18 protein-coding genes are annotated in these 22,367 nt (G+C 51.1%); 6 read left to right on the top strand and 12 right to left on the bottom strand.

What is annotated here, in order from left to right; genetic code table 11:
* Nucleotides 1-4: 4 nt before the first annotated feature.
* The 12 genes from ACJHYO_RS19150 to thpR all read right to left on the bottom strand — a co-directional run bounded on the left by ACJHYO_RS19150 (nucleotide 5) and on the right by thpR (nucleotide 11,034).
* Entirely contained in the window at nucleotides 5-601 is a 597-nt protein-coding gene (locus ACJHYO_RS19150) for a fimbrial-like protein (RefSeq protein ID WP_001247914.1), read from the bottom strand.
* A 26-nt stretch (nucleotides 602-627) separates the two neighbouring features.
* Nucleotides 628-1,236: a fimbrial-like protein YadL gene (yadL, locus tag ACJHYO_RS19145; protein ID WP_001534902.1), complete on the bottom strand. Its 609-nt coding sequence runs from the start codon at nucleotides 1,234-1,236 to the stop codon at nucleotides 628-630.
* A gap of 11 nt (nucleotides 1,237-1,247) precedes the next feature.
* Entirely contained in the window at nucleotides 1,248-1,814 is a 567-nt protein-coding gene (locus tag ACJHYO_RS19140; RefSeq protein WP_000591068.1) for a fimbrial protein, read from the bottom strand.
* A gap of 16 nt (nucleotides 1,815-1,830) precedes the next feature.
* Nucleotides 1,831-4,419 carry an outer membrane usher protein gene (locus ACJHYO_RS19135; RefSeq protein ID WP_000153320.1) on the bottom strand — a complete coding sequence of 863 codons (2,589 nt, stop codon included), beginning with the start codon at nucleotides 4,417-4,419 and terminating at the stop codon, nucleotides 1,831-1,833.
* 34 nt (nucleotides 4,420-4,453) lie between these two features.
* On the bottom strand, nucleotides 4,454-5,194 hold the full coding sequence (locus ACJHYO_RS19130; RefSeq protein WP_000465919.1) for a fimbrial chaperone: 741 nt from the start codon (nucleotides 5,192-5,194) through the stop codon (nucleotides 4,454-4,456).
* A gap of 108 nt (nucleotides 5,195-5,302) precedes the next feature.
* Complete coding sequence (locus ACJHYO_RS19125; protein ID WP_001314434.1) at nucleotides 5,303-5,893, bottom strand: fimbrial protein; 591 nt, start codon at nucleotides 5,891-5,893, stop codon at nucleotides 5,303-5,305.
* A 362-nt stretch (nucleotides 5,894-6,255) separates the two neighbouring features.
* The gene (folK, locus tag ACJHYO_RS19120; protein WP_000215151.1) at nucleotides 6,256-6,735 is read right to left on the bottom strand and encodes a 2-amino-4-hydroxy-6-hydroxymethyldihydropteridine diphosphokinase; all 480 of its coding nucleotides are present in this window, start codon (nucleotides 6,733-6,735) and stop codon (nucleotides 6,256-6,258) included.
* Entirely contained in the window at nucleotides 6,732-8,129 is a 1,398-nt protein-coding gene (gene pcnB / locus ACJHYO_RS19115) for a polynucleotide adenylyltransferase PcnB (RefSeq protein WP_010723084.1), read from the bottom strand. The genes folK and pcnB overlap by 4 nt, the downstream gene beginning before the upstream one ends.
* Before the next feature lie 59 nt (nucleotides 8,130-8,188).
* Nucleotides 8,189-9,085 carry a tRNA glutamyl-Q(34) synthetase GluQRS gene (gene gluQRS, locus ACJHYO_RS19110; protein ID WP_011076177.1) on the bottom strand — a complete coding sequence of 299 codons (897 nt, stop codon included), beginning with the start codon at nucleotides 9,083-9,085 and terminating at the stop codon, nucleotides 8,189-8,191.
* 66 nt (nucleotides 9,086-9,151) lie between these two features.
* The gene (dksA, locus tag ACJHYO_RS19105; protein WP_001155227.1) at nucleotides 9,152-9,607 is read right to left on the bottom strand and encodes an RNA polymerase-binding protein DksA; all 456 of its coding nucleotides are present in this window, start codon (nucleotides 9,605-9,607) and stop codon (nucleotides 9,152-9,154) included.
* Nucleotides 9,608-9,784: 177 nt separating this feature from the next.
* A complete protein-coding gene (sfsA, locus tag ACJHYO_RS19100; RefSeq protein ID WP_000396051.1) occupies nucleotides 9,785-10,489 on the bottom strand; it encodes a DNA/RNA nuclease SfsA in 705 nt (234 codons plus the stop codon).
* Nucleotides 10,490-10,503: 14 nt separating this feature from the next.
* Nucleotides 10,504-11,034 carry an RNA 2',3'-cyclic phosphodiesterase gene (gene thpR, locus ACJHYO_RS19095; RefSeq protein WP_001294702.1) on the bottom strand — a complete coding sequence of 177 codons (531 nt, stop codon included), beginning with the start codon at nucleotides 11,032-11,034 and terminating at the stop codon, nucleotides 10,504-10,506.
* Between the two features lie 73 nt (nucleotides 11,035-11,107).
* On the opposite strand from thpR, the gene hrpB reads away from it, so the two are divergent.
* The 6 genes from hrpB (at nucleotide 11,108) to fhuB (ending at nucleotide 22,345) form a co-directional block, all read left to right on the top strand.
* Complete coding sequence (hrpB, locus tag ACJHYO_RS19090) at nucleotides 11,108-13,537, top strand: ATP-dependent helicase HrpB (RefSeq protein ID WP_085455684.1); 2,430 nt, start codon at nucleotides 11,108-11,110, stop codon at nucleotides 13,535-13,537.
* 93 nt (nucleotides 13,538-13,630) lie between these two features.
* Entirely contained in the window at nucleotides 13,631-16,165 is a 2,535-nt protein-coding gene (mrcB, locus tag ACJHYO_RS19085) for a bifunctional glycosyl transferase/transpeptidase (RefSeq protein ID WP_000918171.1), read from the top strand.
* A 219-nt stretch (nucleotides 16,166-16,384) separates the two neighbouring features.
* Nucleotides 16,385-18,628, top strand: coding sequence for a ferrichrome porin FhuA (gene fhuA / locus ACJHYO_RS19080; RefSeq protein ID WP_000035485.1), 2,244 nt, complete (start codon nucleotides 16,385-16,387; stop codon nucleotides 18,626-18,628).
* A gap of 50 nt (nucleotides 18,629-18,678) precedes the next feature.
* The gene (gene fhuC / locus ACJHYO_RS19075; protein ID WP_001158929.1) at nucleotides 18,679-19,476 is read left to right on the top strand and encodes a Fe3+-hydroxamate ABC transporter ATP-binding protein FhuC; all 798 of its coding nucleotides are present in this window, start codon (nucleotides 18,679-18,681) and stop codon (nucleotides 19,474-19,476) included.
* Nucleotides 19,476-20,366, top strand: a complete 891-nt coding sequence (gene fhuD, locus ACJHYO_RS19070; protein ID WP_001765359.1) for a Fe(3+)-hydroxamate ABC transporter substrate-binding protein FhuD — start codon at nucleotides 19,476-19,478, stop codon at nucleotides 20,364-20,366. The genes fhuC and fhuD overlap by 1 nt, the downstream gene beginning before the upstream one ends.
* Complete coding sequence (gene fhuB / locus ACJHYO_RS19065; RefSeq protein ID WP_085455685.1) at nucleotides 20,363-22,345, top strand: Fe(3+)-hydroxamate ABC transporter permease FhuB; 1,983 nt, start codon at nucleotides 20,363-20,365, stop codon at nucleotides 22,343-22,345. The genes fhuD and fhuB overlap by 4 nt, the downstream gene beginning before the upstream one ends.
* Nucleotides 22,346-22,367: the final 22 nt, after the last annotated feature.

Raw genomic sequence — 22,367 nt, 5'->3', positions numbered from 1 at the left:
TCTGTTATTCGTAGTAAATATCCACTAACACATGGCTTATCAGTGGGCCAGAGGTGACATTCAGCGCTGGATCGATTTTTTGCATTCGGGTGCTAAATTTCCAGGATGAATTATTTAGTGCTGATGACATGACCGGATAAACGGAACGTGAGCTACCAGTGGCACTAAGAACGTTGAAGGTATTTGCCGGGTCCTGAATAGAAAATATAACTACCCCAACATTTTTAGCCCCGGCGTTGTCTTCATTAGCGAATATTTGACTGGAACCTGTCGCCATTACGCCACTAAGTGCGCGAAAATTAATATGTAACTGATTTAACACATTCCCTGTGCCCTGAAGTGTGCAGTCCTGTACTGTAATAGTGAACTCTTTTCCACCGGGGTGATAATTTTCGGCTGAAATGTTTCCGGTAAAATCGCCCACGCCAACGACACCTAAATCAATATTCCCGTTGTTGCTGATTCCACTTTGGCAGGTGTTATTTTTTATATTTGCAACAATGTCAACATCCTGTCCTGCAACCACAGGGGAAGTGGCGCTGAATAGCAACGACAGAATCAGAATTGATTTTTTCATCAGATTACGTTGAGTGGGACGCATATTTAGTTCCTGAATCAGTCTGCCTGTTAGTTATAAGTCACGGTGAATGTTGCCGGGGCAGTGAAATCACCCGCAGTGACATTTGTGACAGTTTTATCTTTTGCGACCACCAACACCGCACTCATTGGGTAATCGACAACATTGCTGCCCGTCGCATTAGCAATACTGACTTCTGCTGTTGCGGGGGTGACACAACTGAATTGTTTAGCGCCGTTTTTACCTGGCGTAGATGTGCTCCAGACCTCAACGGCGACCGCCGCTGCTTTTGCTGTTGCCGTTGATGCGTTAGCAAATCCTGGACCATTATTAGAATTACCTTCACATAATGCTCGTGTAGTCAATTTTATTTTGGCCTTTTTCCCGGGAATCCCCGCACAGTCTTTGAATTGTAATTTGAAGGTTTTAATTTTAGTTTCGGCATTAATTTCAGAAATATATACATCACCGAAATTGATGGTGGACAGTTTAGCTGTACCGTCATCAGTCAACATTGATGTACAGGTACCCATTTCTATGTCTGTAGTAACAGTCAGGCCAATACTGTCAGTGGCTGCATGCGAAGGAATGGTAAACAGTGATGAAGCCAGAAATAGACTACCCGATAATCCATAACATAATTTTTTTAATATCATCATTGTCATCCTTGTTATTGATAGCTGAAGTTAAAAGTTGCCAGTGCGCGAAACTTGCCTGGAACACCTTGCCCTACACTTGTTTCACGCAGTGCGACAGTCATCTCAAGTCCATCGGTGCTAATTTCTGATGCACTCCAGCGTATGTATTCTGTGCTATTGGGTTTCAGAAATGTATCGCCTGAGGTCGCCTTCCTTTTAAATCCCATTCCGATATAGCTTGTAGTGGAGGTTGTATCACTGGCCAGGGGGATAATTAGCGCGGGTGAACTTCCTGATTGATTTCCTGTCAGGGTTGTATCAATCCAGCTAATTCCACTGCTGCATCCATTGGCGACCAATTTGAAGTTAGCTTCAGATTGTGCTGTTTTATTGGCTATTTTATCCATTCCCATCGAGGGAATAACTAAGGTGTACTTATCATTTCCATTATCAGTAACATTAGTTCCGGTAAGTGTAATATTACAGGTTGTTGCTTTCACGGTAGCGGTAAAATCGACATTAACATCCGTTGCAAATACCGAAGGCGATAACAATAGTCCCATGAGTATTGTTATTTTATGTGGTGTGATTTTTATCATTGGAAGTCCCTTGTGGTTACTGTATCTGACAACGAAGTCCGTTCAGAATAATAGATTGTGCTATTTTTTCTGATGTCGTGTTTTGTTGATAATGAGCAAAACAACTGACCGGTTTGCCCTCTTCAATCCAGGTAATTCGTATATTTCCTTCCTGCCCGATACCGCGAACAAAGGCCTGACCACCCTGACCTACGTTGCCGATGATATTGTTTTGCTCATCATAAATATCCGCTGCAAATGGAATATTTTTACCATCGCTTCGCACGATGTTCATAATTGCCGATTGTCCCTGAACTGTTTCAAAATCAGCAAAGACGACGGCTCCCTGGCGCGGGACGGCGACAGTACTGGTGCTTTTCAATTCAACATCGTTTTCCAGATCGTTAATGTCCAGTGCGATACGATTTTCATGGTATGGCGAAAGGGCGCTGGTCACACCATAACCCCAGCGGTCTACGGTGCTGTTTCCGTAGTTAATACGAGCGCCTTTTGCTCCTGGCGCCTGAATGACAGCCAGAGTGTCGGAATCACTAAAACTGTCATTACTGAACGTCAGCCCGCCGCTATGTAACACAAATCCACCATCAGTATTGAGTGAGAATTGGCGACTATTATCACTGCTTGCTGAGGCTGAACCTGACAGCGTTCCCCACGGCGATTCATAACTGGCATAACCGCCGATATAACTCAAATCATCACTGGATTTATTCATCATATAACCCGTGTTTACGCTGTAGCTGATGCGATTGGTATCGCTGTAACCACTACTGCTGATATTGAGTTGGTTATTACCCTTAAAGTCGCTGTTTAATTGTGTATCAATACTCTGGAAGCCGGAGCTGCGGTGTTCCGTACCCAGTAAATTTTCTATTGGAATTGTGAAGCTGAGATAAATGCTATCGTCGGTTTGACCATCTTCATTCAACGAACGTTGAGCACTGATACTGTAACTGCCCCAGGACGCACTATTGCTATAACCAATAGAGTAATTAGTACTGTTTTGCCCGGAGGCCCAGTAATCTGACCAGCTTCCAGAGAGATAAAATGAACCGTAATCCTTTTTCTCAAATTTCAGCGGTTGGTTGATACTGACCGTGACCTGATTTTTCATGCGCGAGTAATTGCGCATGGATTTAGGCTCAAGATCTTGCTCAGGATGTTCTACTTCATCAATCAGCGTCAGCGCATCATTGAGGCCCAGATAATGCTGGGTGGAGTAGCGATAGGCCGCGATATTTAATGATGTACTGGTATTTTCAAATAACTTGTTCCAGGAAATACGGTAGCTTTGTCCTTGATAGGTTTTATCGTCCGGAATGCTGACATTTGAGTGAGTAACATCGACAGAAAAAGCCCCCACGGGGGTATTCATACCAAGCCCCAGCAATCCGGCGGTATAGTTATTATCAGTTAGCTGAATACCGGTATATCCTGTCAGGTAGTTATTCAAACCATAGTAGTAGCTGGCTTGAAATAAATTAGGCTCATCCTGGATACTGTCTTTTAAAACCTGACCGGCGCTAATATCCCAGCGACCAACGCCAGGGCGCAGCATTTGCACAACAGATGAAAATGGCTGGGAGAACGTCCGTTTTGTGCCATCAGCTTCTTCGATAGTCACAATGAGATCGCTGCCATAACCTGACGGGCTAAGATCGTCAATGGCAAAAGCTCCTGGCGGCACCGTCGTTTCATAGATCTTATAACCATTTTGCATAACGGTTACTTTGGCATTGGTATTCGCTACGCCATGAATGATTGGCGCAAAACTGGCTAATACCGGAGGCAGCATTCGACTGTCACTGTATAAACGAATACCGCGAATGCTGACTGAATCGAAGGTCTCGCCGGTCGTGTAAGATTCACCAATAACCAGTTGTGAACGTAGTGACGCAAGATCGCGTTGTAAATAGCGATTCTGAAAATCGTAATCGCTATGGACATTGGTCATCCAGTTGTAGTTACCCGAGGCACGTAACCGCCAGGCACCTAAGTTTATCCCACCGTTGAATGCCGCGTAGATACTGTCATTTGTTCTGCCTGGACTTTCACTGTGATATCCGTTGAGGTTGTAGGAAAGCATGGCTGCATTAATGCCATTTTCCCACAAAGAGGGATCAACATAGTTTTGATAATTCTTCATAATCCATGCCTGGGGGACGTCGATATCCAGGCGTTGATCGTTAACATCGTAACGAATGGATGATTGAGGGATCATTTCAGCCAGATTGAGGCAATCACCAAGATCGTCGTCTCGCTTAAGCAAAATGGCTTTTTCGCTATTCTTGTCTGGTGAACTGATATGAAATTGCAATAAATTTTTCTGCGTAATGCAGGCCTGAGCGTTCTTTTTACCTTCAATAACAGTAAAAGCAATGCTTTGGCTCATGATGGGTTGATCGTTAACATACACACTGACATCGTAAATGCCAGGTAGTGTCGGGTTGCCTTCTGTATACCGACTAAGGTCGATATTTGAAGCATCCTTTCCCATCAGAAATGTATGGTCATATTCGACGAGTTCAGCGCATAAAGCACTATTGCTATACAGCAGAGCGCAAAACGTGGCGATGTGGGTAAGGTGATTAGTAGATTTAATAGTCACGTTCTGCTTCCTGCTGTGTTATATCCTTGCCAGATTAAAGGTTGGCGTTGCCTTCAATAGATCCACCAAAATCATTAATGGCGAAAAAATGCACTTTTGCAGAGCTTGTTCTGCCACTCATCCCATTTACCTTGATGACGTCGTTACTGAACGGCGCAATCATTGTCATATCCAGGGGGTAGCGTTTGCCGTTGGCTTCTAAATCACCACTGCTAAAAGAGACATAGTAGGGTGTAGGGTTATCAACGCGTAATGCTGCTTTGCCTTCAGATGTTGCCCAGGACCACTTCAGAGCCAATGGTGCATCAGATGAAATTCCACTCAATCCTTCCGGGCGATAGAACAGTTTTATACGTGTGCGAAATGCCAGTTGTAGCAGGCTTTGATTTGCTGCTTTTGCTGCATCTGGTTTTGGAGGTACTTCCAGTACGTTAAACCAGAACACACTTTCTCTGTCTTTTGGCAGAGCACTGCTGGCGGTGTACATCAGTTTGATTGTTTGGCCACGTTTAGCATCAATACGTGATACTGGCGGCGTAGCGGTAAAGGGGACAGTAATACTGCCTGGTTCAGCGTTATCATCTCCAGTATCTAACCAACTCTGAACCAGCAATGGGTTATTGCCTTTATTTTCCAGACGTACATTGACGCTTTTTTGTTCGCTTTTATAAACTACGCGTGTACCTGAAATTACGATGTCTGCAATAGCTGATGAGCTAAAAGCCATACAGCTCGCTAAGCACAATGCTGCGGTATGTTTAGTATTAAAAAACATAAACCATTCCTTACAGAATTAATTAAAACAGGGAATAATTATCAAAAGTAAAAATATTTGATGTTATTCCCTGTATATATTCACCCGATCAATTTAAGCGGTTGATATTTACTGGTAAGTAATGGTATATGCTGAGTTGGTTTTTACATAACCGGCAGTAGCTGCTTTGCTTGCATCCGCACGAACATAGGATGCTTTAAAATCGTAGGTTGCAGATTTAGACGTTGAATCCAGAGTTTTGCTGTAAACATCACCCGGATTATTGACCTGAACCTGTTTAATAGTAGAACCTTCAATATTGTGCAGAGCGATATTTACGCCGTCAGACGGGGTGTTAATAGACATGTCGTTGTTCAGTGTTCCTTTGCTGTTACCAAAGAAAACAGAACCGAAGGTCATTTTTGCAGTAGTACCCGGAGCCGGGTTAGCTTTGCTGCAGTCAATAGTAATGCTGAATGGTTTAGCTTTAGCGCCTACAGTGGTATCCAGTACACCATCAGTAATTTCAGCAACAGTAGCGGTTTGCAGCAGGATCAGACCGTCTTTGTTACCGCCATCAACACGAGCTTCACAAGTGTTATCAACGACCAGACCGCTAATATTTAATTGACCGCCGTCCATATCGTTAGCAGCAAATGCAGTACCAGCAGCCATTGCCAACATAATACCGGACAGCGCAAAACCTAATTTTTTAGACATAAAAATCCTTGAGTAATATTCCATAAAGCAGATAACAGCATTGCATGATGATGAGATTTTGATGCAATGCCATGTAACTGAACGTTACTTTGTTAATGATGTTTGTTTGTTTTTTACTAAGTATTACATTCATTCATCATTGGGACAGCTATTTTGCATAATGCCATGACATATGCAATTTAATTTTACTAAATATGAAAATTAGTAAAATTAACTTTAAAAAATTAAGGGAGTGGTGTATGGAATTAGAATTTCGGGAAGGTATATTATATTTTCTGTGTTTTTATTTATCTTAAATATATTATTATTTGCAATAGCTCGAGATTATTTTCGGAATATATTTATATTCATGCAAAAAATAATTACCACTTATCTAATTCATTAAAGCCTTTTGCCTGTAGAGCTTCAACTAATGATAAGCCATCAGGAAATACCAATTCCGGCGCAATTTCAAACAGTGGCCACAGCATAAAGCCGCGATTTTTCATATCGTAGTGCGGAACGGTCAGACGTTCGGTATTTATTACTTCATTACCAAACAGCATGATGTCGAGATCCAGCGTGCGCGGTCCCCAGCGTTCAGCTTTACGGACGCGACCTTGCTGCAATTCGATACGCTGTGTGTGATTGAGTAGCTCTTCAGGGGCAAGAGTGGTTTTCAGCGCGACGGCTGCATTTAAGTAATCGGGTTGATCTTGCGGCCCCAGCGGTGGGGTGCGGTAAAACGAAGAAACGGCAAGAATGCGGCTTTCTGGAATATCGCCTAATGCTTTCAGGGCAGCATTGACCTGCTCCAGCGGAGAGGCCAGATTGCTGCCTATGGCAATATACGCCACTGTCATGCGGTACCCTCACGACGCGGTGCGCGTTTGCGTGGACGACGAGTACGACGACGCGGTGACGGTTCTTCATCCAGTTCGTTAAGCATCCCTTTTTGGTCTGGCGGCGCGGAAACCTGGAACTCACCCCACCATTTCACCAGACGTTGCAGTTCAGCGTTACGCTCAACTTCGGCTCGTAAGGCCAACAGGTCGTATGCCGCACGGAACTTAGGATGCTCCAGCAGTTTCCATGCGCGTTTACCCTGACGACGGGACATACGCAACTGCAACTGCCAGATATCGCGGGTTAGCGTGGTCAGCCGTTTCGGGATCGCCAGTGAACGGCAGGCTTCGTCCAGCACGTCGTTCATCGCCAGTGCGAAAGCGTCGTGATAGGTCAGGCCGCTCTCCTGGGCGATCTTCTGTGCCGTCTCCAGCAGTGGATACCAGAACATGGCGGCAAACAGGAACGCCGGGTTCACGCGCATATCGTTATGGATACGCGTATCGGTATTCTTCAGTACCTGCTCAATAATGCGTTCCATCGGGCTGTCGCCATTTTCCGTGAAGTAGCGGGTAATGGTCGGGAACAGCGGCTGGAACAGATGATATTCACACAGCAGCTTATAAGTTTCGTAACCGTAGCCCGCTTGCAACAGTTTCAGCGATTCTTCAAACAGACGTGCCGGTGGGATATCGTTCAGTAAGGTTGCCAGGCGTGGGATCGGCTCGGCGGTTTCCGGGCTGATGCGCATGCCCAATTTGGCGGCAAAACGTACCGCGCGGAGCATACGTACCGGATCTTCACGGTAGCGCGTTTCCGGGTTACCAATCAGACGGATAACGCCGTCTTTCAGATCCTTCATGCCGCCAACGTAATCACGGACGGTAAAATCTGCCACGCTGTAATACAGGCTGTTGATAGTGAAATCGCGGCGCTGGGCGTCTTCTTCGATGGAGCCGAAAATGTTGTCGCGCAGCAACATACCGTTTTGCCCGCGTTGGGAGGTCGTGCGGTCGCTGACGTTACCTTCGTGATGTCCACGGAAGGTCGCAACTTCGATAATCTCCGGGCCAAACATCACATGAGCCAGACGGAAACGGCGACCCACCAGGCGGCAGTTACGGAACAGTTTGCGCACCTGCTCTGGCGTGGCGTTGGTGGTCACGTCAAAATCTTTCGGCTTTTTGCCAAGTAACAGGTCGCGCACGCCGCCGCCAACCAGCCAGGCTTCGTATCCCGCTTTATTGAGCCTGTACATTACCTTCAGGGCATTTTCACTGATATCTTTGCGGGAAATAGCATGCTGCTCACGCGGGATCACCGTCACCTGTGGACGGGCGACTGCCTGTTCAGCCTCGCTTTCCTCGCGGCTTAGCACCTTGCGGCAAAAATTAGCGACTCGGGTAAAAATAGTACACCTCGGTAGTGTCAAACATCATTCAGGACAAAAAAATAGCGGCTAATCATAGCTCAGCATGACGCATTTGAGAATGTTGAATTTACAATTGCCGACTCAGGCACGGCGGTCAGCGTCCAGTTTTTGACGGCTGACTGAAGGATTTGCTCGACGCTGAAATCCTGCCAGTGTGTTTCTACCTGCTGACCCAGAAAATGAAGTGCCGCGATTAACACCGGGCGCGGATCGCCTTTCGGCAACGCAGGCGCATGATTCTGCTTGGAAAGTTTAGCGCCTTGTGGATTAAGCGCCAGCGGTAAATGGATGTAATCTGGCACTTTCCAGCCAAAAAGCTGGTACAGCGAGATTTGCCGCACAGTCGGTTCGATCAAATCTGCCCCGCGGACAATTTCGCTCACGCCCTGGAAGTGATCATCCACCACCACCGCCAGGTTATAGGCAAACAAACCATCACGGCGATGAATAATAAAATCTTCCCGTGCCAGTTTTTCGTCGGCGTGAATAATGCCTCGCAGCAGATCAGTAAACTGGGTGACCGGATGCTGCTGGCGGATACGTACTGCGGCGTTGTCTGGTCCATGATGCAAATCCCGGCAATGACCGTCGTAAATACCGCCAATGCTTTGAATACGCGCACGCGTGCAGGTGCAGTAATAACTTAGTCCTTGCTCATGTAACCAGGCGAGTGCTTCGCGATAGGCGTGGTGACGTTGCGATTGCCAGAGAACGTCGCCGTCCCAGTACAGGCCGTAATGTTCCAGCTGGCGCAGGATAGTTTCTGCGGCACCGGGAACTTCACGAGGCGGGTCGATATCTTCAATGCGTACCAGCCAGCGACCTTGCCGGGCGCGAGCCTGCAAATAGCTGCCAAGCGCAGCAATCAGAGAGCCAAAATGAAGCTCGCCGGAAGGAGAGGGGGCGAAGCGACCAATATAGTGTGTGTCTGTCATCTCTTTGAACAAAAAATAAGGCGGGAGCATTTCCCGCCTGTGGTAAACGTGATGGAACGGCTGTAATTAGCCAGCCATCTGTTTTTCGCGAATTTCAGCCAGCGTTTTGCAGTCGATGCACAGATCGGCTGTCGGGCGCGCTTCCAGACGGCGAATACCGATTTCAACACCGCAGGATTCGCAGTAGCCGAAATCTTCGTCTTCCACTTTTTTCAGCGTCTTCTCGATCTTTTTGATCAGCTTACGCTCGCGATCGCGGTTACGCAGTTCGAGGCTGAACTCTTCTTCCTGGGCTGCACGGTCTACCGGGTCCGGGAAGTTGGCTGCTTCATCCTGCATATGTGTAACGGTGCGATCGACTTCATCCCTGAGTTGATTACGCCATGCTTCCAGAATACGACGGAAGTGCGCCAGCTGGGCTTCATTCATATACTCTTCGCCCGGCTTCTCCTGATATGGTTCCACCCCAGCGATGGCGAGAATACTCAGGGACGATGTTTTACGGTTTTGCCCTTCTTGCATGTTGCTTCTCCTTAACACGCACTATCGATCCCCATGTTCGGGGGAAAAATGAGGCCGCTATAAATAGCAGATGCTTTTCCGGATAGCAATTATCTAAACGTAACACTTGACAACTGTGTGAGGAAAAGCGTATTTGCGCACGCGACCAGAATGTAAATTAACCAGTTACTTACTCTACTACAATGTAACCGGTAGTGATTTTTTAAGAGCCATGCCTTTGGCAGAAAGTTCCGCTTTGTAAGCCAGAATTTCTACCCCCCTCTGTTGAGCTTCTGACAATAGTTGCGCGTATTTCTCATCGATGTGGCGCGCGGGTGAAAACCGTGTAATGGCTGAATGCAGCACGGCGAAAAAGATAACCGCACGCTGGCCTTCAGCCGCTACGCTCATCAACTCCCGAAGGTGTTTCTGACCTCGTTCAGTGACCGCATCGGGAAAATATCCCTGTTCGTTCTCCGCTAACGTAACCGATTTCACTTCAATATAGCAGTCTGGACGCGAATCCGCCTGCAACATAAAGTCAATACGGCTGCGTTCGGCGCCGTATTTTACTTCGCTTTTCAGCGAGCTATAGCCTGACAGCTCTGAAATTGATTCATTAAGGATAGCCTCTTTCGTCAACCTGTTAGCCCAAAGCGTATTGACGCAAATAATTGCGCCGCTCTGGCTTTGAGTTAATTCCCAGGTGTGTGGGTATTTCCGTTTGGTGTTGTCTGAAGTCGAATACCAGACGGTATCGCCAGGCGTTGCACAACCGGTCATCGCACCCGTATTCGGGCAGTGTAGCGTTAATTCGCGACCATCGGGTGTGATCACATCGGCTAAAAAACGTTTGTAACGCTGAATTAGCGTCGCGCGCTGTAGAGGGGGAGAAAATTCCATTGCGACAATCCTTGTTATTGCGTTAGCGCCCAGCGTTTTAGCGGCGTGTAGCGTGTGCGTCCACGGGCAAACGAGGAGGCGTAAAGGGTGAACTCCGTCACCGTATACGACCAGTTAAAACCTGGCGGCGGGATTGTCACCGCCTCGCTGGCGTCGCGCAATAAGGTAATATGTGGATGAAACGGACGATTGCTTTGAAAACAACCGCTGCGGGCAGCCTGTGAACGGAGCATATTCGCCAGCTGGATTAAGCCGCGTGGTGGCTGTCGCATCCCTAACCACACCACACGCGAACGCAGCCATTGACCGGCGTCATCAAGCGTGAGTGTGAAACCAGGTTGACGAATCCGTCCGGCTAAAAGAGAAAGCGCCTTCTCTTTCTCTGCGCTCACTTCGCCTAAAAATGCCAGAGTCAGATGCAAATTATCGGCGGCGACCGGACGTCCCGCCTCAGGTGGGAAGTGTGTGGCGCGCCAGTGGATAATCTGTTCGCGGATTTCTGCAGGTAAGTCGATAGCAAAGAACAGCCGTTGCGGTTCAGACATGTGAGGCACTCGGTTATGAATTACCGCGATGCTACAATGTGGCGCGAAGAATGTTAACCCTCTGGAGCGTTTTGTGTCGTCGTTGCCCGTTGCTGCCGTCTTACCTGAGTTACTTGCTGCCCTCGATGGTGCATCGCAGGTGTTATTAAGTGCGCCGACCGGGGCCGGGAAATCAACCTGGCTGCCGCTGCAACTGCTGGCGCATCCCGGCATTAACGGGAAAATTATCCTGCTGGAGCCGCGTCGTCTGGCGGCGCGTAACGTTGCGCAACGACTGGCGGAGCTGCTTAACGAAAAGCCAGGCGATACCGTTGGCTACCGGATGCGTGCGCAAAACTGCGTCGGGCCGAATACCCGCCTGGAAGTGGTTACCGAAGGCGTGCTGACGCGGATGATCCAGCGTGACCCGGAACTGAGCGGTGTTGGATTGGTGATCCTTGATGAATTTCATGAGCGCAGCTTGCAGGCGGATTTGGCGTTGGCGCTGTTACTCGATGTGCAACAAGGTCTGCGTGATGACCTTAAACTGCTGATTATGTCGGCTACGCTGGACAACGACCGCTTGCAGCAAATGCTGCCAGAAGCGCCCGTCGTCATCTCAGAAGGGCGCTCGTTTCCGGTTGAACGCCGTTATTTGCCGCTGCCCGCTCATCAGCGTTTTGACGAAGCCGTCGCGGTTGCCACCGCCGAAATGCTGCGTCAGGAAAGTGGATCATTACTGTTATTTTTACCTGGCGTCGGAGAAATTCAGCGTGTGCAGGAACAACTGACTTCACGCATCGGCAGTGATGTGTTGCTCTGCCCGCTGTATGGCGCGTTGTCGCTGAACGATCAGCGAAAAGCGATCCTCCCGGCACCGCAAGGGATGCGTAAAGTGGTGCTGGCGACCAATATTGCTGAAACAAGTTTAACCATCGAAGGTATTCGTCTGGTGGTGGATTGTGCCCAGGAAAGGGTGGCGCGTTTTGATCCGCGTACAGGGCTTACGCGGTTGATTACTCAACGCGTTAGTCAGGCGTCGATGACGCAACGTGCCGGGCGTGCCGGGCGTCTGGAGCCGGGTATCTGCCTGCATTTAATCGCCAAAGAACAAGCAGAACGCGCTGCCGCGCAAAGTGAACCGGAAATATTACAAAGCGATCTTTCCGGTTTGCTGATGGAATTACTGCAATGGGGATGCAGCGATCCGGCGCAGATGAGCTGGCTGGATCAACCGCCAACGGTGAATCTACTGGCCGCGAAACGCCTGTTACGGATGCTGGGGGCGCTGGACGGTGAACGGCTTAGTGCGCAAGGGCAAAAAATGGCAACGCTGGGTCACGATCCGCGTTTAGCGGCAATGCTGGTTAGCGCGAAGAACGACGACGAAGCTGCTACCGCGGCAAAAATTGCCGCCATTCTCGAAGAGCCGCCACGGATGGGCAATAGTGACCTGGGCGTGGCGTTTTCGCGCAATCAACCCGCCTGGCAGCAACGTAGTCAGCAACTGTTAAAACGCTTAAACGTACGCGGCGGTGAGGCAGACAGTTCGCTTATCGCGCCGCTACTTGCCAGAGCGTATGCCGATCGCATTGCTCGTCGCCGTGGGCAAGATGAACGCTATCAACTGGCGAACGGCATGGGGGCGATGCTCGATGCCGACGATGCGCTAAGCCGCCACGAATGGTTGATCGCACCGTTATTATTGCAGGGCAGCGCCTCGCCGGATGCGCGGATTTTACTGGCGCTGCCGGTCGATATTGATGAGTTAGTACAACGCTGCCCGCAGCTGGTACAGCAGTCTGACACTGTGGAGTGGGATGACGCGCAAGGTACGCTGAAAGCCTGGCGTCGGCTGCAAATTGGTCAGTTGATGGTTAAAGTGCAACCGCTGGCGAAACCCTCGGAAGACGAGTTGCATCAGGCGATGCTTAACGGCATTCGTGATAAAGGTTTAAGCGTGCTCAACTGGACGGCGGAAGCGGAACAGCTACGCTTGCGTTTGTTATGCGCCGCAAAGTGGTTGCCGGAATATGACTGGCCAGCGGTTGATGATGAAAGTTTGTTGGCGACGCTGGAAACGTGGCTACTGCCGCATATGACAGGCGTACATTCGCTACGCGGCCTGAAATCACTCGATATTTATCAGGCACTGCGTGGATTACTTGATTGGGTAATGCAGCAACGTCTGGATAGTGAATTGCCTGCGCATTACACTGTGCCGACGGGAAGCCGGATCGCCATTCGTTACCATGAAGATAACCCGCCCGCGCTGGCGGTGAGAATGCAGGAGATGTTTGGTGAGGCCACTAATCCGACTATCGCCCAGGGGCGCGTACCGTTGGTGCTGGAGTTGCTTTCCCCTGCCCAAAGGCCGCTGCAAATCACGCGTGATTTGAGCGCCTTCTGGAAAGGAGCGTACCGTGAGGTGCAAAAAGAGATGAAAGGGCGTTATCCCAAACATGTCTGGCCGGACGACCCGGCAAACACCGCACCGACGCGACGAACGAAAAAGTATTCGTGAAGACCAAAGCAAATTTGAGAGATATCTTCTTCTGTCTTGCAACAGAAGAACAGAAAATCGGGCTTTTGCGCCTGAATATTGCGGAGAAAAAGCATGGCCGGGAATGACCGCGAGCCAATTGGACGCAAAGGGAAACCGACGCGTCCGGTCAAACAAAAGGTAAGCCGTCGTCGTTACGAAGATGACGATGATTACGACGATTATGATGACTATGAGGATGAAGAACCGATGCCGCGCAAAGGTAAGGGCAAAGGCAAAGGGCGTAAGCCTCGTGGCAAACGCGGCTGGCTATGGCTGCTGCTAAAACTGGCTATCGTTTTTGCCGTGCTGATCGCCATTTACGGCGTTTATCTCGATCAAAAAATTCGTAGCCGTATTGATGGCAAGGTCTGGCAATTGCCCGCGGCAGTTTATGGCCGAATGGTCAACCTTGAGCCAGACATGACCATCAGCAAGAACGAGATGGTGAAGCTGCTGGAGGCGACCCAGTATCGCCAGGTGTCGAAAATGACCCGTCCTGGCGAGTTTACCGTACAGGCCAACAGCATTGAGATGATCCGCCGTCCGTTTGATTTCCCGGACAGCAAAGAAGGGCAGGTGCGCGCGCGTCTGACCTTTGATGGCGATCATCTGGCGACGATCGTCAATATGGAGAACAACCGTCAGTTCGGTTTCTTCCGTCTTGATCCGCGCCTGATCACCATGATTTCTTCGCCAAACGGTGAGCAGCGTCTGTTTGTGCCGCGCAGTGGTTTCCCGGATTTGCTGGTGGATACTTTGCTGGCGACAGAAGACCGTCATTTCTACGAACATGATGGGATCAGTCTCTACTCAATCGGACGTGCGGTGCTGGCAAACCTGACTGCCGGACGCACGGTGCAGGGGGCGAGTACGCTGACGCAACAGTTGGTTAAAAACCTGTTCCTCTCCAGCGAGCGTTCTTACTGGCGTAAAGCGAACGAAGCCTACATGGCGCTGATCATGGACGCGCGTTACAGCAAAGACCGTATTCTTGAGCTGTATATGAACGAGGTGTATCTCGGTCAGAGCGGCGACAACGAAATTCGCGGCTTCCCGCTGGCGAGCTTGTATTACTTTGGTCGCCCGGTAGAAGAATTGAGCCTCGATCAGCAGGCGCTGTTGGTGGGTATGGTGAAAGGGGCGTCCATCTACAACCCGTGGCGTAACCCGAAACTGGCGCTGGAGCGACGTAACCTGGTACTACGTTTGCTGCAACAGCAACAAATTATTGATCAAGAACTCTACGACATGCTGAGTGCGCGTCCGCTGGGTGTTCAGCCGCGCGGTGGGGTGATCTCTCCTCAGCCAGCCTTTATGCAGCTGGTGCGTCAGGAGCTGCAGGCGAAATTAGGCGATAAGGTAAAAGATCTCTCCGGCGTGAAGATCTTCACTACCTTTGACTCGGTGGCCCAGGACGCGGCAGAAAAAGCCGCCGTGGAAGGCATTCCGGCACTGAAGAAACAGCGTAAGTTGAGCGATCTTGAAACCGCGATTGTGGTTGTTGACCGCTTTAGCGGTGAAGTTCGTGCGATGGTCGGTGGTTCTGAGCCGCAGTTTGCGGGCTACAATCGTGCGATGCAGGCGCGTCGTTCGATTGGTTCCCTTGCAAAACCAGCGACTTATCTAACGGCCTTAAGCCAGCCGAAAATATATCGTTTAAATACGTGGATTGCCGATGCGCCAATCGCGCTGCGTCAGCCGAATGGCCAGGTCTGGTCACCGCAGAACGATGATCGTCGTTATAGCGAAAGTGGCAGGGTGATGCTGGTAGATGCGTTGACCCGTTCGATGAACGTGCCGACGGTGAATCTGGGCATGGCGTTGGGGTTACCTGCGGTTACGGAGACCTGGATTAAACTGGGTGTGCCGAAAGATCAACTGAATCCAGTTCCAGCAATGTTGTTGGGGGCGTTGAACTTAACGCCAATCGAAGTGGCGCAGGCCTTCCAGACTATCGCCAGCGGTGGTAATCGTGCTCCGCTTTCCGCGCTACGTTCAGTCATCGCAGAAGACGGCAAGGTGTTGTATCAGAGCTTCCCGCAGGCGGAACGCGCTGTTCCGGCGCAGGCGGCGTATCTGACACTATGGACCATGCAGCAGGTTGTACAACGCGGTACGGGTCGTCAGCTTGGGGCGAAATACCCGAACCTGCATCTGGCAGGGAAAACAGGGACTACCAACAATAACGTAGATACCTGGTTTGCGGGCATTGATGGGAGCACGGTGACCATCACCTGGGTCGGCCGTGATAACAACCAGCCGACCAAACTGTATGGTGCCAGCGGGGCAATGTCGATTTATCAGCGTTATCTGGCTAACCAGACGCCAACGCCGCTGAATCTTGTTCCGCCAGAAGATATTGCAGATATGGGCGTGGACTACGACGGCAACTTTGTTTGCAGCGGTGGTATGCGTGTCTTGCCGGTCTGGACCAGCGATCCGCAATCGCTGTGCCAGCAGAGTGAGATGCAGCAGCAACCGTCAGGCAATCCGTTTGATCAGTCTTCTCAGCCGCAGCAACAGCCGCAACAGCAACCTGCTCAGCAAGAGCAGAAAGACAGCGACGGTGTAGCCGGTTGGATTAAAGATATGTTTGGGAGTAATTAACGTCTAAGCGTGATATACCGGATGGCGAGCTGCCATCCGGTAAAATAACATCCCCTCCAAAGTATTAACCCTTTCTTTTCATCTGATTGTTTATTGACCCTTCAGGAATGCGCAGATTGCGTACCGCTTGCGAACCCGCCAGCGTTTCGAATATTATCTCATCTTTATAATAATCATTCTCGTTTACGTTATCATTCACTTTACACCAGAGAAATACCAATGGCACCTTCCAAAACTGCTCAGCCAAAACACTCACTGCGTAAAATCGCAGTTGTAGTAGCCACAGCGGTTAGCGGCATGTCTGTTTATGCACAGGCAGCGGTTGAACCGAAAGAAGACACTATCACCGTTACCGCTGCACCTGCGCCGCAAGAAAGCGCATGGGGGCCGGCTGCAACTATTGCGGCGCGACAGTCAGCTACCGGCACTAAAACCGATACGCCGATTCAAAAAGTACCTCAATCTATTTCTGTCGTCACCGCTGAAGAGATGGCGCTGCATCAGCCTAAGTCGGTGAAAGAAGCGCTTAGCTATACGCCGGGTGTCTCTGTTGGTACGCGTGGCGCATCCAACACCTATGACCACCTGATCATTCGCGGTTTTGCGGCAGAAGGCCAAAGCCAGAATAACTATCTGAATGGCCTGAAGTTGCAGGGCAACTTCTATAACGATGCGGTCATCGACCCGTATATGCTGGAACGTGCTGAAATTATGCGTGGCCCGGTTTCCGTGCTTTACGGTAAAAGCAGTCCTGGCGGTCTGTTGAATATGGTCAGCAAGCGTCCGACCACCGAACCGCTGAAAGAAGTTCAGTTTAAAGCCGGTACTGACAGCCTGTTCCAGACTGGTTTTGACTTTAGCGATGCGCTGGATGATGACGGCGTTTATTCTTATCGCCTGACCGGTCTTGCGCGTTCTGCCAATGCCCAGCAGAAAGGGTCAGAAGAGCAGCGTTATGCTATTGCACCGGCGTTCACCTGGCGTCCGGATGATAAAACCAATTTCACCTTCCTTTCTTACTTCCAGAACGAGCCGGAAACTGGTTATTACGGCTGGTTGCCGAAAGAGGGAACCGTTGAGCCGCTGCCGAACGGTAAGCGTCTGCCGACAGACTTTAACGAAGGGGCGAAGAACAACACCTATTCTCGTAACGAGAAGATGGTCGGCTACAGCTTCGATCACGAATTTAACGATACCTTTACTGTGCGTCAGAACCTGCGCTTTGCTGAAAACAAAACCTCGCAAAACAGCGTTTATGGTTACGGCGTCTGCTCCGATCCGGCGAATGCTTACAGCAAACAGTGTGCGGCATTAGCGCCAGCGGATAAAGGCCATTATCTGGCACGTAAATACGTCGTTGATGATGAGAAGCTGCAAAACTTCTCCGTTGATACCCAGTTGCAGAGCAAGTTTGCCACTGGCGATATCGACCACACTCTGCTGACCGGTGTCGACTTTATGCGTATGCGTAATGACATCAACGCCTGGTTTGGTTACGACGACTCTGTGCCACTGCTCGATCTGTACAATCCGGTAAATACCGATTTCGACTTCAATGCGAAAGACCCGGATAACTCCGGTCCGTACCGCATTCTGAATAAGCAGAAGCAAACGGGCGTTTATGTTCAGGATCAGGCGCAGTGGGATAAAGTGCTGGTCACCCTGGGCGGTCGTTACGACTGGGCAGATCAAGAATCTCTTAACCGCGTAGCGGGAACGACCGATAAACGTGATGACAAACAGTTTACCTGGCGTGGTGGTGTTAACTACCTGTTTGATAATGGTGTAACACCATACTTCAGCTATAGCGAATCGTTTGAACCTTCTTCGCAAGTTGGGAAGGATGGTAATATTTTCGCACCGTCTAAAGGTAAGCAGTATGAAGTCGGCGTGAAATATGTACCGGAAGATCGTCCGATTGTAGTTACTGGTGCCGTGTATAATCTTACTAAAACCAACAACCTGATGGCGGACCCTGAGGGTTCCTTCTTCTCGGTTGAAGGTGGCGAGATCCGCGCTCGTGGCGTAGAAATTGAAGCGAAAGCGGCGCTGTCGGCGAGTGTTAACGTAGTCGGTTCTTATACTTACACCGATGCGGAATACACTACCGATACTACCTACAAAGGCAATACGCCTGCACAGGTGCCAAAACACATGGCTTCGCTGTGGGCTGACTATACCTTCTTTGACGGTCCGCTTTCAGGTCTGACGCTGGGCACCGGTGGTCGTTATACTGGCTCCAGCTATGGTGATCCGGCTAACTCCTTTAAAGTGGGAAGTTATACGGTCGTGGATGCGTTAGTGCGTTATGATCTGGCGCGAGTCGGCATGGCGGGCTCCAACGTGGCGCTGCATGTCAACAACCTGTTTGATCGTGAATACGTCGCCAGCTGCTTTAACACTTATGGTTGCTTCTGGGGCGCAGAACGTCAGGTCGTTGCAACCGCAACCTTCCGTTTCTAATTTCTCTTTTGGGGCACGGATTTCCGTGCCCGTTTCACAAGTTGGCTGTTATGCAGGAATACACGAATCATTCCGATACCACTTTTGCACTGCGTAATATCTCCTTTCGTGTGCCCGGGCGCACGCTTTTGCATCCGTTGTCGTTAACCTTTCCTGCCGGGAAAGTGACTGGTCTGATTGGTCACAACGGTTCTGGCAAATCCACTCTGCTCAAAATGCTTGGTCGTCACCAGCCACCGTCGGAAGGGGAGATTCTTCTTGATGCCCAACCGCTGGAAAGCTGGAGCAGCAAAGCGTTTGCCCGCAAAGTGGCTTATTTACCGCAGCAGCTTCCTCCGGCAGAAGGGATGACCGTGCGTGAACTGGTGGCGATTGGTCGTTACCCGTGGCATGGCGCACTAGGGCGCTTTGGTGCTGCAGATCGCGAAAAGGTCGAGGAAGCTATCTCGCTGGTTGGCTTAAAACCGCTGGCGCATCGGCTGGTCGATAGCCTTTCTGGCGGCGAACGTCAGCGGGCGTGGATCGCCATGCTGGTGGCGCAGGATAGCCGCTGTCTGTTGCTCGACGAACCGACTTCGGCGCTGGATATCGCCCACCAGGTTGATGTACTGGCGCTGGTGCATCGTTTAAGTCAGGAGCGTGGCCTGACGGTCATTGCCGTGCTGCACGATATCAATATGGCTGCGCGCTACTGTGATTATCTGGTCGCCCTGCGCGGCGGTGAAATGATTGCTCAGGGAACGCCTGCGGAAATTATGCGCGGCGAAACCCTCGAAATGATTTATGGCATCCCGATGGGTATTCTGCCGCATCCGGCGGGTGCTGCACCTGTGAGTTTTGTTTATTGATGAGCGGCTTACCTCTTATTTCGCGCCGCCGACTGTTAACGGCGATGGCGCTTTCTCCGTTGTTATGGCAGATGAATACCGCCCACGCGGCAGTTATTGATCCCAATCGTATTGTGGCACTGGAGTGGTTGCCGGTGGAGTTACTGCTGGCGCTCGGCATCGTGCCTTACGGCGTGGCGGACACCATCAACTATCGCCTGTGGGTCAGCGAACCGCCATTGCCGGACTCAGTGATTGACGTTGGTTTGCGTACAGAACCCAACCTTGAACTGCTGACCGAAATGAAACCGTCGTTTATGGTCTGGTCTGCAGGATATGGCCCTTCACCAGAAATGCTGGCACGTATTGCGCCGGGGCGCGGATTTAACTTCAGCGACGGCAAACAGCCACTGGCGATGGCGCGTAAATCACTGACGGAAATGGCAGATTTACTTAACCTGCAAAGCGCAGCGGAAACGCATTTAGCGCACTATGAAGACTTTATCCGCAGCATGAAACCCCGCTTTGTGAAGCGTGGTGCACGCCCGTTATTGCTGACGACGCTTATCGATCCGCGCCATATGTTAGTCTTCGGTCCAAACAGCTTGTTCCAGGAAATTCTCGATGAGTACGGCATCCCAAATGCCTGGCAAGGGGAAACCAACTTCTGGGGCAGTACCGCCGTCAGTATCGATCGTCTGGCAGCGTATAAAGACGTTGATGTGCTCTGTTTTGATCACGACAACAGCAAAGACATGGATGCGCTAATGGCAACCCCGCTGTGGCAGGCCATGCCGTTTGTCCGCGCCGGACGCTTTCAGCGTGTACCTGCAGTTTGGTTTTATGGTGCGACGCTTTCGGCAATGCACTTTGTGCGCGTTCTGGATAACGCCATCGGAGGTAAAGCGTGAGTAAACGAATTGCGCTTTTTCCGGTGTTATTGCTGGCGCTGCTGGTGGTTGCTGCTGCAGCGTTGACCTGGATGAACTTCTCGCAGGCGCTGCCGCGCAGTCAGTGGGCGCAGGCCGCCTGGTCGCCGGATATTGACGTCATCGAGCAGATGATTTTTCACTACAGCTTGTTGCCGCGTCTGGCGATTTCGCTGCTGGTGGGCGCGGGCCTGGGGCTGGTGGGCGTGCTGTTTCAGCAAGTGCTACGTAACCCGCTGGCGGAACCGACGACGTTGGGTGTTGCAACAGGCGCGCAACTGGGGATTACCGTCACCACGCTCTGGGCGATCCCCGGCGCGATGGCGAGCCAGTTTGCTGCGCTGGCAGGGGCTTGTGTTGTTGGCTTAATCGTCTTTGGCGTCGCGTGGGGGAAACGGCTTTCGCCGGTAACGCTGATCCTCGCGGGGCTGGTAGTGAGCCTTTATTGCGGCGCAATCAATCAGTTACTGGTTATCTTCCATCATGACCAACTGCAAAGCATGTTCCTGTGGAGCACCGGAACGCTGACGCAAACCGACTGGGGCGGCGTTGAGCGTTTATGGCCGCAGCTGCTGGGCAGCGTGATGCTGACGTTATTGCTACTTCGCCCGTTAACTCTGATGGGGCTTGATGATGGCGTGGCGCGCAATCTCGGGCTGGCCTTGTCGCTCGCTCGTCTGGCGGCGTTGTCGCTGGCGATTGTCATCAGTGCGCTGCTGGTGAACGCGGTGGGGATTATCGGCTTTATCGGTTTGTTCGCGCCACTGCTGGCGAAAATGCTGGGGGCGCGGCGTTTGTTGCCACGGTTGATGCTGGCATCGCTGATTGGTGCGTTAATTCTGTGGCTTTCTGATCAAATCATCCTCTGGCTGACTCGCGTGTGGATGGAAGTGTCCACCGGTTCGGTCACTGCGTTGATCGGTGCGCCGCTGCTACTGTGGTTGCTGCCGCGTTTACGCAGCATTAGCGCGCCGGATATGAAGGTGAACGATCGTGTCGCGACTGAACGCCAACACGTGCTGGCGTTTGCCCTCGCGGGCGGCGTGCTGCTGTTGATGGCTGTGGTGGTGGCGCTGTCGTTGGGTCGTGATGCGCACGGCTGGACGTGGGCGAGCGGGGCGTTGCTCGAGGATTTGATGCCCTGGCGCTGGCCGCGAATTATGGCTGCGCTGTTTGCGGGCGTCATGCTGGCGGTGGCGGGCTGTATTATTCAGCGGCTGACCGGAAACCCGATGGCAAGCCCGGAAGTGCTGGGGATTAGCTCCGGCGCGGCGTTTGGCGTGGTGTTAATGCTGTTTCTGGTGCCGGGTAATGCCTTTGGCTGGCTGTTACCCGCAGGCAGTCTCGGGGCGGCGGTGACGCTGTTGATCATTATGATCGCCGCCGGACGTGGTGGATTTTCCCCACACCGCATGTTACTGGCGGGGATGGCGTTAAGTACCGCGTTCACCATGCTTTTGATGATGTTGCAGGCAAGTGGTGACCCGCGAATGGCGCAAGTTCTGACCTGGATTTCCGGTTCGACCTACAACGCGACCGATGCGCAGGTCTGGCGTACCGGAATTGTGATGGTGATTTTGCTGGCGATTACCCCGCTGTGCCGCCGCTGGCTGACCATTTTACCGCTGGGTGGTGATACCGCACGAGCCGTGGGGATGGCGCTGACGCCGACGCGAATTGCGCTGCTGCTGTTAGCGGCTTGCCTGACGGCGACCGCGACAATGACCATTGGACCGTTGAGTTTTGTTGGTTTAATGGCACCGCATATTGCGCGGATGATGGGCTTTCGACGGACGATGCCACACATCGTAATTTCGGCGCTGGTGGGTGGTTTACTGCTGGTGTTCGCTGACTGGTGTGGGCGGATGGTGCTGTTTCCATTCCAGATCCCCGCGGGGCTGCTGTCGACCTTTATCGGCGCGCCATATTTTATCTATTTGTTGAGAAAGCAGAGCCGTTAATTGAATGCCTCGCCCGGTGGGC

It is taken from the genome of Escherichia sp. WS1118 (assembly GCF_046487695.1).
Lineage (GTDB): Bacteria > Pseudomonadota > Gammaproteobacteria > Enterobacterales > Enterobacteriaceae > Escherichia > Escherichia coli.
Note: the sequence above shows the minus strand (reverse complement) of the source record. Positions and strands in the feature narration are given on the sequence as shown.